This window comes from Paenibacillus sp. NPDC057934 (assembly GCF_042887565.1).
In the GTDB taxonomy this organism is placed as follows: domain Bacteria; phylum Bacillota; class Bacilli; order Paenibacillales; family Paenibacillaceae; genus Paenibacillus_AQ.
The window spans coordinates 47,534-60,503 of record NZ_JBHVPB010000015.1 but is presented as its reverse complement, the minus strand read 5'-3'; the positions used below and the strand labels follow the sequence as shown (position 1 = coordinate 60,503).

General features: G+C 47.7%; 13 protein-coding genes. 1 reads left to right on the top strand and 12 read right to left on the bottom strand.

The window, feature by feature from the left end; all coding sequences use genetic code 11:
* Positions 1 to 60: 60 nt before the first annotated feature.
* The 10 genes from ACFVRY_RS27070 to ACFVRY_RS27025 form a co-directional block, all read right to left on the bottom strand.
* Complete coding sequence (locus tag ACFVRY_RS27070; RefSeq protein WP_387503405.1) at positions 61 to 1,353, bottom strand: Nramp family divalent metal transporter; 1,293 nt, start codon at positions 1,351 to 1,353, stop codon at positions 61 to 63.
* A 356-nt stretch (positions 1,354 to 1,709) separates the two neighbouring features.
* Entirely contained in the window at positions 1,710 to 2,378 is a 669-nt protein-coding gene (locus ACFVRY_RS27065) for an aspartate/glutamate racemase family protein (protein ID WP_387503404.1), read from the bottom strand.
* 94 nt (positions 2,379 to 2,472) lie between these two features.
* Positions 2,473 to 3,522 (bottom strand): tRNA 2-selenouridine(34) synthase MnmH, encoded by a 1,050-nt coding sequence (gene mnmH, locus ACFVRY_RS27060; protein WP_387503403.1) that lies wholly within the window; start codon positions 3,520 to 3,522, stop codon positions 2,473 to 2,475.
* 29 nt (positions 3,523 to 3,551) lie between these two features.
* On the bottom strand, positions 3,552 to 4,607 hold the full coding sequence (gene selD, locus ACFVRY_RS27055; protein ID WP_387503402.1) for a selenide, water dikinase SelD: 1,056 nt from the start codon (positions 4,605 to 4,607) through the stop codon (positions 3,552 to 3,554).
* 139 nt (positions 4,608 to 4,746) lie between these two features.
* Positions 4,747 to 5,184, bottom strand: coding sequence for a protein-tyrosine phosphatase family protein (locus ACFVRY_RS27050; protein WP_387503401.1), 438 nt, complete (start codon positions 5,182 to 5,184; stop codon positions 4,747 to 4,749).
* A gap of 2 nt (positions 5,185 to 5,186) precedes the next feature.
* Positions 5,187 to 5,606 carry an arsenate reductase (thioredoxin) gene (arsC, locus tag ACFVRY_RS27045; protein ID WP_387503400.1) on the bottom strand — a complete coding sequence of 140 codons (420 nt, stop codon included), beginning with the start codon at positions 5,604 to 5,606 and terminating at the stop codon, positions 5,187 to 5,189.
* 21 nt (positions 5,607 to 5,627) lie between these two features.
* Positions 5,628 to 6,947 carry an arsenic transporter gene (locus ACFVRY_RS27040; RefSeq protein WP_387503399.1) on the bottom strand — a complete coding sequence of 440 codons (1,320 nt, stop codon included), beginning with the start codon at positions 6,945 to 6,947 and terminating at the stop codon, positions 5,628 to 5,630.
* Between the two features lie 69 nt (positions 6,948 to 7,016).
* Positions 7,017 to 7,343: an ArsR/SmtB family transcription factor gene (locus tag ACFVRY_RS27035; protein ID WP_387503398.1), complete on the bottom strand. Its 327-nt coding sequence runs from the start codon at positions 7,341 to 7,343 to the stop codon at positions 7,017 to 7,019.
* A 139-nt stretch (positions 7,344 to 7,482) separates the two neighbouring features.
* Positions 7,483 to 8,676, bottom strand: coding sequence for an MFS transporter (locus ACFVRY_RS27030; protein WP_387503397.1), 1,194 nt, complete (start codon positions 8,674 to 8,676; stop codon positions 7,483 to 7,485).
* A complete protein-coding gene (locus ACFVRY_RS27025; RefSeq protein WP_387503396.1) occupies positions 8,673 to 9,851 on the bottom strand; it encodes a serine hydrolase domain-containing protein in 1,179 nt (392 codons plus the stop codon). The genes ACFVRY_RS27030 and ACFVRY_RS27025 overlap by 4 nt, the downstream gene beginning before the upstream one ends.
* 171 nt (positions 9,852 to 10,022) lie before the next feature.
* On the opposite strand from ACFVRY_RS27025, the gene ACFVRY_RS27020 reads away from it, so the two are divergent.
* Entirely contained in the window at positions 10,023 to 10,484 is a 462-nt protein-coding gene (locus tag ACFVRY_RS27020) for an Lrp/AsnC family transcriptional regulator (protein ID WP_387503395.1), read from the top strand.
* A gap of 81 nt (positions 10,485 to 10,565) precedes the next feature.
* Here the strand turns inward: ACFVRY_RS27020 and ACFVRY_RS27015 are convergent, their stop codons facing one another.
* Together ACFVRY_RS27015 and ACFVRY_RS27010 are read right to left on the bottom strand one after the other, a co-directional pair.
* On the bottom strand, positions 10,566 to 11,798 hold the full coding sequence (locus ACFVRY_RS27015) for a family 8 glycosyl hydrolase (RefSeq protein WP_387503394.1): 1,233 nt from the start codon (positions 11,796 to 11,798) through the stop codon (positions 10,566 to 10,568).
* Positions 11,799 to 12,163: 365 nt separating this feature from the next.
* On the bottom strand, positions 12,164 to 12,958 hold the full coding sequence (locus tag ACFVRY_RS27010) for an SDR family NAD(P)-dependent oxidoreductase (RefSeq protein WP_387503393.1): 795 nt from the start codon (positions 12,956 to 12,958) through the stop codon (positions 12,164 to 12,166).
* Between the last annotated feature and the right edge of the window lie 12 nt (positions 12,959 to 12,970).

Below are 12,970 nucleotides of genomic sequence, written 5' to 3'. Positions count from 1 at the left end.
TTATCCGTTCTACAAGGATAAGAGGCCTGGGCTTTTTTGAGCTTTTCATTTTAATACAACTTAATACAACATTTCAAAGACTAAGAACAAGTTCAGGAGAACTACCAGAGCCGAGATAATCCAGCCTGTGATGGAAGTAATCCGCAGATTGACCAGTCCGCCCATAATTTGACGGTTGCTTGTGAAGATAATCAAAGGAATGAGTGCAAAAGCAATCCCGAACGACAGCACCACCTGACTCATGATCAGAGCGTCTGTAGCGTTCACACCGGCAATAATAATGGCAAGTGGGGGAATCGTAGTAATCGCCCGGCGCAGGTACAGATTGATTCTTTTATTGATGAAGCCCTGCATGACAACATCCCCGGCCATGGTGCCCACTGAAGAGCTGGATAATCCGGCAATAAGCAACCCAAGTCCAAAAGAAACGGCCGTAACAGGACCAGCTAATTCGCGGAACTGATGAAAGGCTACGTCCAGGTCTTCCACGACCATGCCGTTCTTGAAGAACAGTGCGGCAGAGACGACGATCATCGCCATATTAACAGCTCCGGCAATGATCATGGCGATGATAATATCCGCCAGTTCCAGCTTGAAGATTTTCTTCTTCTCCGCTTCATTCCGGCCAACCACACGGTCTTGTGTCAGCGAGGAATGCAGGTAAATCGCATGTGGCATTACCGTTGCGCCTAGAATCCCTGCGGCCAAAAGAATGCTGTCCACACCATCGAATCTGGGAGTAAACATACCCACAGCTACTGCGCCCATATCAGGTTTGGCTACAATCACTTGGAAAGTAAACGCCAGCACGACGATTAATACCATGGCCCCAATTCCCGCTTCCAATGAACGGTACCCACGCCGTTGCAGCTCCAGTATGGCAAACGATCCAACGGCAGTAATCAGCGCGGCTGGCAACATAGGGATGCCGAATAGTAAATATAATCCTAACGCCGCTCCTATAAACTCAGCCAAGTCTGTAGCAATAATTACAAGTTCACTTTGAATCCAGAGAAAAATGGAGACGCCTTTGGGGAATCGATCATGCGCAATCTCAGGTAAATTCTTACCGGTAGCGATACCCAGTTTGGCTGACAGCGATTGGATCAGTACCGCCATCAGATTAGAGGCGACAATCACCCATAGCAGCAGATATCCATACTTGGACCCCGCTGTGATATTGGTAGCAAAATTACCGGGATCGAGATAGGCAACCGCTGCTATAAAGGCAGGTCCGAGAAAAGGCAGTAGCCGCTTCAGGCCTTTAACTTCTCCGTCTAGTACAGCTTGTGCAGATATCTTGACTTTCTTTTCTTTTATGAGTTTTTGTTCCGCAACTTGTTGCTCCAACATGTCTATCCCTCCTCTTGCCCGGGAAAGTTGTCTATATACACGAAAGTTTCCTCGATGCAACTTTATAGTTGAATTATAGTCCCTTCCATGTAAAATGTAAATAGATTTTCATTTCAAATGTTTTCATTTTAAATTCATTTATATAAGACGATCTTAAGATCTGAACGTAAGGCTCGGTCGTCACTACGGTGGAATGTTTGGACTTCCGGCCGCTGTTGTCTCCAGATTTCTTTTAATTGTACCGCTGATTGCGGTTGAAATCCGGAGACAAAGGCGGTCGCTACCGCTCCTACAGTTCCAAACTTCTCCCTTCGTTCCTCCCTGCTTCTTGTTCCCTTCTTTTGTTCATCTTATAGTTATTTCTTCTTCTGCAAAGAGAGCTTATAGATCATATAACCAGTCAGAGCATTCAGATGGTTGCCGATGGTGATGCCTGTTTCCTGTTCTGCCTGCCGAGCCGCGGGAGCCATGGAAAGCTGAGCAGCAACGATACGGACACCAGGGTTCTCCTGGGCCGCGTGCTTTAATCCAGACGACACCAGCGTGGTATACTCCTCTTTTTTCCCCTGCATAATCAGACTGAACGTATGCTCCAGCACCCTGGATTCTACAAGCACCTTACACCCTGCAGCCTGGCAAAAGTGTTGAAACTGTTCCATCGTCCCTTTAACCGTATTGGGATTGGTGAAAACGAAGAGGACAGGTTCATCAAATCGGCAGGTATCCTGAAATAATGGGTCATCTATCTTTATGACGGGAATAGGCAATGGGTGAAGACTTTCCCGATATACGGCGGTAAAAAAAGTGCAAGTGATCAGAATGGCATCCACATGGCTGGCTGAAATCCAATTCAGGGTCTCCCTCACCTTTGTCTCCACAGTTTCATTATTAAAATCAGCGTCCATTTTTATGCGATCAAGGCCTGGATCTACAAAATGTACCAGTTCCACCTCATAATCGGACAACGCATTCTCGATGTGCTCGATATTGGAATAATGCAAGTGATAACAGCCTATTCTTGTCATAACAATTTTGCCCCCTCTAAAATATATAAATCGTAAAACAAAAGGCCCCCTTCACACAAGTGAAAGGAGCCTTACTAAGTATTATCTTAATGATCTATAGTTGAACTCCATGATTGTGACTCGACAAAAAAGAACGTACAGCCGCTTCCGCTTCCTCCAAGTTATTGACTGATAGCGTGACCCGCTCTACATTCTCATACTGATTGGAGGAATGGTCATACTTGGGATCGTAGTAATGCTCCAGCAGCAGCGCAACCGCCTCTGCGAACCTATCACTCTGCAAATTCCGTTCAATCTCTGCTGCAATCGGAATGTGGATACGGGATTTGATGCTCCGAAACGCTGAAATGTATTGTTCCTTGAACTGCTCCGGCCTGTAATCGTCCAAAATCTGCTGAACTCTGGCCTCCATCGGCAGTTCTATCCAGATCTGGGTTCCGGTTTCTTTCTGCTGTGCCATGAACTGTGGCATGACGACCTTCCCGATCTTCTTGCTCTCCGCTTCAAATAGAACATAAGGAGAGTGCTCCAAGGTCATTAATTCCTCCATTAGCAGACTGTCAAAGGTCTTCTGATTGTGAGGACGCAGCCCAATCTGCCCGAAGATGGAGCCCCTATGCCCAGCCAGACCTTCCAAATCCAAGATGGGATGACCGGATGCTTTTAAGCGATGCAAAAGATTGGTTTTCCCTGTTCCGGTATTGCCATGAATCACATAAGACTTCGGCTTGAAGTCATAGTTCTCCAGTTCATCTAACACCCACTTGCGATAGGCCTTATATCCACCAGTCAGCCGGTAGGCATGAATATCCATCAGGGAGAGCACGGTGGCCGTTGTACGACTCCTCATCCCTCCCCTCCAGCAGAACACAGCCTTGTCCCCCTGGATAGCAGCGAACTCCTTAATGAAGGTCGGCAGCTTCGCCGAGACAATCTCCAGCCCCCGTTCTTTGGCCGCCTGAACACTGGTCTGCTTATAAAGCGTCCCTACCTCTGCCCGCTCCTGGTCATCAAATAAAGGAATATTCAGACTGCCTGGCAGCGTAGCGTCGTTGTATTCGGAAGGAGACCGGACATCGATCACCGTAAATTGCTTTCTGTTCTTCAACCTTCTCAAGTCTTCCAGCGAAATATCCTCAAACAATAGTCTCTCTCCTCTAATCTAAGGCTATGCTATATCACTGAGATCTGCCCAGGATGATCCTCCGTTACTTCTCCGATCAACGCCGCTTCTACGCCAGCATTCTTAAGCTCATTAAGCAATTCTTCGCTTTGTTCTGGAGCCACAGCAATCAACAGACCACCCGAAGTTACTGCATCACAGAGGATGTAACGGCTTAGCTGGTCCATCTCTTCCGGATACAGAATGCTGCCTTGCCCTTCCAGATGGGCATAATTGTTCTTGGTTCCTCCTGGAACAAATCCCTTCTCGGCAAGCTCTCTTACTCGTGGGAGAACAGGAACATCTTCTTGGCGAATGATCAGCCCAAGCCCACTGCCTCTGGCCATTTCCGAAGCGTGTCCCAGCAACCCAAAGCCGGTAACGTCCGTACAGGCGTGAACCCCGTAAGGCGCCATAATTTCTGCGGCTGTTTTGTTCAGCGTAGACATTACTGTAGTAAGCCGCTCCGTTTCTTCCAGAGATAATTGGTCCTTCTTGATCGAGGTGGTTAGAATGCCTACACCAATAGGTTTGGTTAAGATCAGCTTGTCACCCGCGCGCGCCGCGGCATTTGTTCTTACCTTATCGGGATGCACAAGGCCCGTAACAGCGAGTCCGAATTTAGGCTCTTTATCATCAATGGAGTGCCCACCAACTAGCGTCGCTCCCGCTTCCTTCACTTTATCGCCCGCTCCACGCAAAATATCGGCCAGGATGCTTTTGTCCAGAACCGAGATAGGAAAAGCTACAATATTAAGTACGGTGAGCGGTTTGCCGCCCATTGCGTAAATATCACTGAGTGCATTCGCTGCGGCAATTTGACCAAATGAATATGGATCGTCCACAATCGGGGTAAAGAAATCGACGGTTTGCACCAAAGCCAGCTCATCGCTTAGACGGTATACCCCTGCGTCATCACTGGTATCCAGTCCAACCAGCAGATCCGGGTTAGGTACAGTCGGTGGCAAACTGCGCAGAACTTGCATCAGATCGGCAGGACCAATTTTACAACCGCAGCCCCCTTTAGTAGATAGTGAAGTTAGCTTAATAGGTTCAGCTAGTGACATCGTGACACAGCCCCTTCAGTACGAAATGAACATCTTAATTCATCTTACACGATGTGCTATAAATGTACAAAAACATAGCTAGTGCCTGATCATATCGCCTTGCATCCTACCATAGGCCGCTCTCATATTTTACTCATCACTAAAAGGCTCCGGGGGGATACAATCGGTTCAATACTTCACGCATTGCCCCTTTAATGTAGATATCTGGACGTTTTTCTCTCGCTAAGTTTTCAGCTTCTTCTACCGTAGAAACTACCCCAAGCTCCATCAGCAGCCCCGTGGCAACCGTTCCCGTGCGGTTACGTCCACCTGCGCAGTGAAAGTAGACCGTCTGCCCACTGCTTACAGCTTCGCTGATGGCCAGGATTGCCCGTTGTACAGAGGCGTCTTGCCCGTTCTCATGCTCCACTATCGGGTAATGATGCCGGTTAACGTGGTCCGGGAACCCCTCTGCCCTGGTACCGTTGTCTCTCAGATCATACACATCCGAAATCTCCCGCTTCTGAAGCGCCTCCAGCAAACCGTTCTCCCCGCCGATATACACTTTACCTTCAATAAGCTCGTGATAGCCCGCCATAATTATTCCCCCGTCTCCGCAAATTGCTTAATACGTGCGCCGATCTGGTCACGGACGCTTTGAAATACTGCCCATTTCTCCTCTTCCGTCCCCTGAGCCTTGGCTGGATCATCGAAACCCCAGTGCTCACGCTTTACCTTAGGCGGGGTTATTGGACATTTATCTGCGGCATCGCCACACAAGGTAACCACCAAATCTGCGTTATTCAACAGATGGGAATCAATAATGTCGGAGGTTTGGCCCGAGATATCAATACCGGCTTCGCTCATGGCTTGTACCGCTTTAGGGTTCAGTCCATGGGCTTCAATTCCAGCGCTGTAGACATTCCAGTCCTTGCTCAAATATTGCTTCGCCCAGCCTTCGGCCATCTGGCTCCGGCAAGAGTTTCCTGTGCACAGAAAATAAAGTGTCTTCTTATCCATTTTCATTAATCTCCTTTTACATTACAGAATAATTAACCATATATAGAGTCCTAACAGGGTAATAAACAGTGTGGGAACCGTCAGGATGATGCCTGTTTTAAAATACGTTCCCCAGGATATTTTCACGCCTTTAGTAGAAAGTACATGTAGCCAAAGCAGAGTCGCCAGCGAACCGATCGGGGTGATCTTAGGCCCCAAATCCGACCCGATAACGTTCGCATAAATCAAAGCTTCCTTCATGATTCCCGTCGTGTGTGTAGCATCAATGGCGAGCGCGTCAATTAGAACCGTAGGCATATTGTTCATCACCGAGGAGAGTATCGCTGCGATAAAGCCCATGCTCATCGTGGCGACGAATAATCCCTGATCTGTTGCCGCCCTCAGCACTTCTGCCAGTAAATCCGTAAGACCGGCATTCCGCAGCCCGTACACCACGACATACATCCCAATGGAGAAAAACACAATCGCCCAAGGCGCTCCCTTGATCACTTCCTTCGTGTTGACGGACGAACTATTCCTTGCCATCAGCAGGAAGAAAATCGCAATCACTCCGGCTACCGCCGACACAGGGATGTTCAGAAATTCGCTAACGAAATAGCCGATAAGTAGAACCGCGAGCACGACCCAGGACAGCTTGAACATCTGTTTGTCTTTGATCGCCGCTTTGGGGTTCTTTAGCTGAGAGCTGTCGAACTTTCTCGGGATGACTTTGCGGAAGAAGAAGAACAGCACCAGAATGCTTGCCACCAGCGAAAATACGGTTGGGATGATCATCCGGCCCGCATATTCCATGAAGGTGATGCCGAAGAAATCGGCGGACACAATGTTGACCAGGTTGCTGACGATAAGAGGCAATGACGTCGTATCAGCGATGAATCCGCTGGCGATGATGAACGGAAACACCTTTTTCTCATCGAATTTCAAGGCCCGCACCATGGCAAGCACAATTGGAGTGAGGATCAACGCCGCACCATCATTGGCAAAAAACGCCGCCACCACTGCTCCCAGAATGGTTACATAGACGAACAGCCGAATTCCATTCCCATGAGCAGCGCGTGCCATATGTAGAGCAGCCCATTCGAAGAATCCGATATGGTCAAGGATCAATGAAATCAGGATGATCGCAATGAAGGCTAATGTCGCATTCCACACAATCCCGGTGACATCGAGCACATCGTTAAAACTTACTACCCCTACCAGTAACGCCAAGATTGCCCCGCCACAGGCAGACCAGCCAATGGACAGGTTCTTAGGTTGCCAGATTACAAATACTAGTGTGGCTATAAAAATAATAATTGCCCAAGCGGCCACTGCTATAACCTCCAGTTGGTTCTGACTCATAATTACAAAATATAATCATATAACTATATACTTATATATAGGACATAACTTTGTTACTTCAAACGCATATCACTCGCAAGAAGCAACCATTTCTTTTTTATTCAAAAGAGCTAGTATCGTCTTGGAATCCGGCATCTGACCCAGAACAGCCTGGATATGTGGCTTATCTTCGACGTTCAGGGAATAGTGTACCCATTGCCCGCGCTTACTTTCCTTAACGATGCCCTGTGTTTTTAGCTTTCTTAGATGCTGACTGACCGCTGGCTGTGAAATATCAAAGATGTCCACAAATTCGCACACGCACCACTCCCGCTCTTTCAACAGCGAAAGCATCGCCAGACGCGTCTTGTCTCCCAGCAGTTTCATATCGTCAGCAATAACGCCCAGTGGCTCCATAACTCTTTCCTCCTTCCACACCTTATATAAGCCAATGCTTATATTCTAATCTTCTGTCCCGAAATTGACAAGAATTAAATAAAAACCAGCTCAAACACGTAATTAACGTGATGAACTGGTAACTAGGTTTAGTATTATCTTACAGATTAGAGGAAACGGGACGATTGGCCCGATCCCCTTGCTTGCTTTTCCGGTCAAAGTAAAGCACCTTGAACGAGATACACACCAATGCCAGCAGGATAAACAGCAATCCACTCCCAATGGTCCCTCTCATCCCCGCAGCCGCTATGAACCACCCTCCAGCTACCGAACCCAGGGAAACACCAAGATTGATGAAAGAAATATAGAGGGCATTCGCAAATTCGGGAGCTTCAGGCGCTTCAGCAGTGATCCATAACTGAGTCACGATTAGACCGCTGGTATGAGCAGCCCCCCACAGCACAATAATAACAAGCAGCGGCATAAACGAGCTTTCCCCTAAATAAAGCAGTAAGAAAGAAAGTGCTAATACGATCGGCTGAATAACCGTCGTCTTTACCTTATGCTTACCAAGCATTTTTCCAGCAAACAAATTGCCTGCAACACCACCGAGGCCAAAAACCACAAGCAGAATGCTGACGGCTTTTCCGCTCAATCCCATCACTTGTCCCAAATATTCAGCAGCATAGCTGTATACAGAAAACATCGCGGCAAATATGAAGGCAGCTGCGGCAATATTGATCCACAAGGGAGTTTTGCGCAAAATGCCGAGCTGCTCCTTATACGATACTTTTTCAACGGAAGAAGTTCCTGGGAGCATGATTGCGATGCCAATGGCAGCAATAACATTTACAACGGTACAAAATAGAAAGGAAGCCTCGAACGAAAACTGATCGGCGATATAGGTAGTGATCGGTACGCCAAGCACCATTCCCATGCTGGTTCCCACAAATGCTTTAGCGGAAGCTTGGGTTGACTTCTCCTTGGGATAAAGCGATGTCGCAGCGACAAAGGCCAAGGAAAAATAGACCGGGTGGAACAATGCCGGAATGATCCGGAGTACCATTAAAATCTGAAAATTAACCGCATAAGCGGACAACAAACTGCTCCCCGCAAAAATCAAAAGCGACACGATGAGCACTTTTTTTCGATTATATTTTGAAAGGAACAATACCATAAACGGTCCACACAGTGCTACGACCAGAGCAAACAAACCCACGAGCAGACCGGCCTGAGAAGTGCCCACATGGTAACGCTCCATAATAGCGGGCAGTATACCCACGACGCCAAACTCAATGGTGTATACCCCGAATAAACCTAGAGCAAGAAAGAAAAGGGGATTCAATCTTCTCATGATTCCCTGATCCCGGCATAGACGGCTTCTGTAAGATCCGTAGTGAACTTGCCTGACATGCCTTCCAGTGCCGTATTCGTGAACGCTACTACGCTGAGCTGCTTCGATGGGTCCACAAACCACGAATGACCATAGGTTCCTCCCATACGCCAAGTCCCTGGTGATTCAGGGGTAGCTGCGGCAGCCGGATCTTTGAGCAGAATAAAGCCTAAGCCGAACCCCCTGCCTGGCCAAAAGGCCATCGGAAGGTCACCAATTTGATTGGTAGTCATCTCACGAACTACTGCCTCCTTCATCAGGGGTTCTCCCCCCTTGCGCAAGGTTTCCAGTAGCTTCAAAAAGTCCCCTGCACTGCCAATCATACCCGCTCCACCTGAAGGGTACGCTGTGGAGTCCGTTGCCCGGACAGGAGCAAGCCGGAAACCCGCCGTTCCCTCTACAAATGGTACGGTGTCAAAATCCCGCAAGCGGCGTGGCTCAGCAGGATCATCAGCGTAAGCAACAGCCAGCCGGCCCGGATCGACTGCAATAAACGCGGTATCACTCATGCCCAGAGGATCTGTTACCAGTGAACGCACGGCTTCCCCAAGTGGTGCATTCGCTGCCTTTTCAATCACTGCGCCCAGTACATCTGTAGCTATAGAATACTTCCACTGCGTTCCTGGTTCATACAGAAGCGGTACAGAAGCAAGCCGACGCAGGTTCTCTTCTAATGTGATATTCGCCTGATCCATCCCATCAGATACACCCGCAAGCTCATAGGAACCCTGCTCTTCTTGAAAAAAACGGTACGTCAGTCCGGCGGTGTGTGTTAACAGGTGACGAATCGTCAATGTCGCAGCTTCACCATTCTGCAGCCGTGGACGGAATTCTGGCAGCCAGCGATCTACACGATCATCCAGTTGCAGACGGCCTTGTGATACCAGTACCAACGCAGCTGTGGAAACAATAGGCTTAGACACAGAAGCCAGCCGAAATAACGCCTCCTCATGCATGGGGCGATTGTTCTCCCGATCAGCAAAACCCGCAGCGCGGTTATACACCAAGTCCCCACCAATGGACACTTTAACAACGGCACCGGCTAACCTTTTATCGGCAAGTGTATGATCGATGACCTCATCTATACGTGCTTGTAAATTGTCTTGTTTCTCTTTGTTCCAATATAATTTATTCAATCACACTCATCCTCTCTGAACAATATCATGTTGCTTCGTTTTCCGGGGTGAGTTTATTATATAAATCAAGTCCCTTTGATTACATAAGACAAACCAGTTAGTTTCTTCATTTGACAAAGAAAAATGAGGTAGTTTGAAAGGGAATTTTATAAATTAAAGGAGTGCGTTTTCATGGACCATATAGATAAGCAGATTTTGTTCCATTTGCAAAATCAGGCGAGGATTTCAATGACTGAGTTAGGGAAAAGTGTCAGCCTATCGCAACCAGCCGTTACAGAGCGAGTCCGCCGTCTGGAAGAGAACGGGGTGATTGAAGCGTATCGCACAGTGATCTCCCCCGAGAAAATCGGCAAAGGTACTGTGGCCTATGTACTGTTTAGGACAAAGGAATGCTATCCCTTCCTTGATTTTTGCCGTTCTGCACCCGAGGTTGTTGAATGCTATCGCATCAGCGGAGAACACAACTACCTGCTAAAAGTAATGACTGACTCTACCAAATCCCTTGAAGAATTCGGCAACCAGTGCGATCCCTATGGGACTTACACCGTTCTCATTGTAATGTCATCCCCTATTGATCCTAAATTTCTCATCCCCTCGCTTGAAAAAGTAAATCTGCTCGCTGATCCAGAGTAGATCGCAGTCAATGTACAAACAAAAAGGAATCCGGCAAGAGCCGGATTCCTGGAAAATCAAATGAGAAAATACAGAACTTTATTAATATGTCCACCAGTTGCCTGACATCACAATCAGCGAGAACAATTTGATGCTGTCTTCATAGTAGCCTTCTGCAGAACTACTTGCTGTATGACTCCACACTGAGTTCAACCAGCTTTGGTAGATCGAAGAGGTCATTGCACTAACGCCGAACGGTGCATAGAAAGCACCGCTATTGTAGCTGCCGAACACAGTTCCATTCAGCTTGTAGCCGTCCTTGATGCTTCCGGGTGCGCCCCCTACCTTAGTTTGTATCCAACTGTTCATCTGATTAAGCTGCGCCAGGGCACGGTTATCACCAGTAATCAGGTAGTCCGTAGCAATCCGCCAGGGAGTACGACAGGAGTTATAGTTGTAATTACCGTCATTAGCATCTTCTAAGAAGTTAGCTGCTGCGGGCTTGTACACACCACCTGAGTAGATCACAAAGTCAGGCAGCAGACCGGTGCTTGAGCTATATCCACTATACAGACTGTTAATGATCGTGTACGTCTTGTCCGTAACATTCTTCCAGCGGACATCGCCAGTAGCACTTTGGAATGCCTTCAAATGGTTCAGCATAAAATCCGAAGGCCGTGTGGCCGTATTATAGGAGCCACTGTTCGCCCAGTCACCCAGGCGGATGGTCCACTGGGTCTGGTTAATTTCGTTATCCATGATGGCATTAATAATATTCTTGGCCGCTTGCAAATAGTTGATCGTACCGCTGCTTCCCCACTGCTTATCTGCCAGCAGCAGCGAGAACGCGATGTCCATATCGCCGTCTGTGGCTGAATCCTGACCATCAATATTTTGAAAACTGCTGTTCTGCTTCCAGGACAACAGGTACGGATTATTTGCACTCGGATGTGCTTTGTAATAATTATAGAGCCCGTCAAAATAAGTCTGCGCACTGCTGTCATACCCGGCCATTAGCACGGTGAACAGCATCCCATAACCATGCGCTTCAGAAACGGTTTCCCCTGCTGAATTGTATTTCACATAATACTTCCCGGTACCAGCTGGCTTAAGGTAGGCTGCTTTCCACGCATCCCATTTGGTTTTCACTGTATTATCCATACTCGTCTGAGTGACATTATTGGGCTTAATAGAACCGGCCGTATAGGTCGTATGCTGTGGAAATGGCTTGTTCACCGCTGCGAAAGCGGATCCCGCTGGAAGCATAACGATAGCCAAGCACACCAGCATAAGCATTTTCCAATTGAACCTGAGCCTTCTTATCCTATTCATCATTTGATCGTCCCCTCTTCATCTTTTGGACTAATGTCGTAAGAAAACGGAAAGGCCTGCGCTCTATTCACCTCCTCCAAATGATGATTGACGATCAACAAGCAGGGGGCTCTAGCCAAACGAGTTAAGCGTAGACGATGTAAATAAATATGGTTATTTTGTAAAATAATGATCTATAATTGCAATTTCAATATATTCTGCAATCTAGTAACTGTCAATATCAAACGTGCCGCAAAATATATTTTCCATATTTCTCCTGATACACTCCACTCGCTCTACTACAAGACTGCTTTTCAGGCTCTCCTCACAAAAGAAAGGATCACCCCTGTCCCAAAATGGAACAATGAAGTGACCCTTTATCCACACACTTAGAACACGCTGCGAACCAAACCACCGTCTACTCGCATGGCAGAACCATTAATCGCCGAAGCCAACGGACTGCTGAGAAAGACGACAACATCCGCAATCTCCTCCGGACGAATCAGCCTTTGGATAATGGAGGTTGGACGATTCTCCTTCATGAATCTGGTTTCCGCTTCCTCAATCGTCAGCTTCTCCTCCAGATACAGCGTGCCCAGCATAGTTTCTACACCTTCGGTTAGGGTTGACCCCGGCATGACTGTATTCACCGTCACCTTTGTCCCTTTGGTCAGCTCAGCCAAGCTGCGGGACAGCGATAGCTGCATCGTTTTAGTTGCACTGTAGTGAGGCATTTCCTGAGAAGGCATCACTGCAGCCTCACTGGCGATGAAGATGATTCTGCCCTCATTACTCTCTAGCATACCCTTCAGATAATGACGGCTGAGCCGAACCCCGCTCATGATGTTAACCTCAAAGAATTTGAACCATTCATCATCCGGGATATCAAAATATTCAGCTGGCTCGAAGATCCCCAGATTGTTAATAAGAATATCGACTTCCGGGAATTCCTCCAAAAGCTGCTGGCAACCCGCCTCTGTTCCCAGATCTGCTACCGCTGGGTATAGCTCAGCTTCAGGGTGCTCCTTTTTGATCTCTTGAATCGTATGATTCACCTTATCTCCATACCGCCCATTGATCAGGACAGTTGCACCCTCCCGCACCAACGATTTGGCAATCGCTTTTCCAATGCCTGATGTTGATCCAGTCACCAGTGCGGTTTTGCCTTCTAAATGTAGCTTCATGCCCATTCCTCC

Excerpts from the sequence above, each read along its gene's own strand:
- ACFVRY_RS27070 (WP_387503405.1), bottom strand. The coding sequence starts at position 1,353 with ATGTTGGAGCAACAAGTTGCGGAACAAAAACTCATAAAAGAAAAGAAA.
- ACFVRY_RS27065 (WP_387503404.1), bottom strand. The coding sequence starts at position 2,378 with ATGACAAGAATAGGCTGTTATCACTTGCATTATTCCAATATCGAGCAC.
- selD (WP_387503402.1), bottom strand. The coding sequence starts at position 4,607 with ATGTCACTAGCTGAACCTATTAAGCTAACTTCACTATCTACTAAAGGG.
- ACFVRY_RS27050 (WP_387503401.1), bottom strand. The coding sequence starts at position 5,184 with ATGGCGGGCTATCACGAGCTTATTGAAGGTAAAGTGTATATCGGCGGG.
- arsC (WP_387503400.1), bottom strand. The coding sequence starts at position 5,606 with ATGGATAAGAAGACACTTTATTTTCTGTGCACAGGAAACTCTTGCCGG.
- ACFVRY_RS27040 (WP_387503399.1), bottom strand. The coding sequence starts at position 6,947 with ATGAGTCAGAACCAACTGGAGGTTATAGCAGTGGCCGCTTGGGCAATT.
- ACFVRY_RS27035 (WP_387503398.1), bottom strand. The coding sequence starts at position 7,343 with ATGGAGCCACTGGGCGTTATTGCTGACGATATGAAACTGCTGGGAGAC.
- ACFVRY_RS27030 (WP_387503397.1), bottom strand. The coding sequence starts at position 8,676 with ATGAGAAGATTGAATCCCCTTTTCTTTCTTGCTCTAGGTTTATTCGGG.
- ACFVRY_RS27020 (WP_387503395.1), top strand. The coding sequence starts at position 10,023 with ATGGACCATATAGATAAGCAGATTTTGTTCCATTTGCAAAATCAGGCG.
- ACFVRY_RS27015 (WP_387503394.1), bottom strand. The coding sequence starts at position 11,798 with ATGATGAATAGGATAAGAAGGCTCAGGTTCAATTGGAAAATGCTTATG.
- ACFVRY_RS27010 (WP_387503393.1), bottom strand. The coding sequence starts at position 12,958 with ATGAAGCTACATTTAGAAGGCAAAACCGCACTGGTGACTGGATCAACA.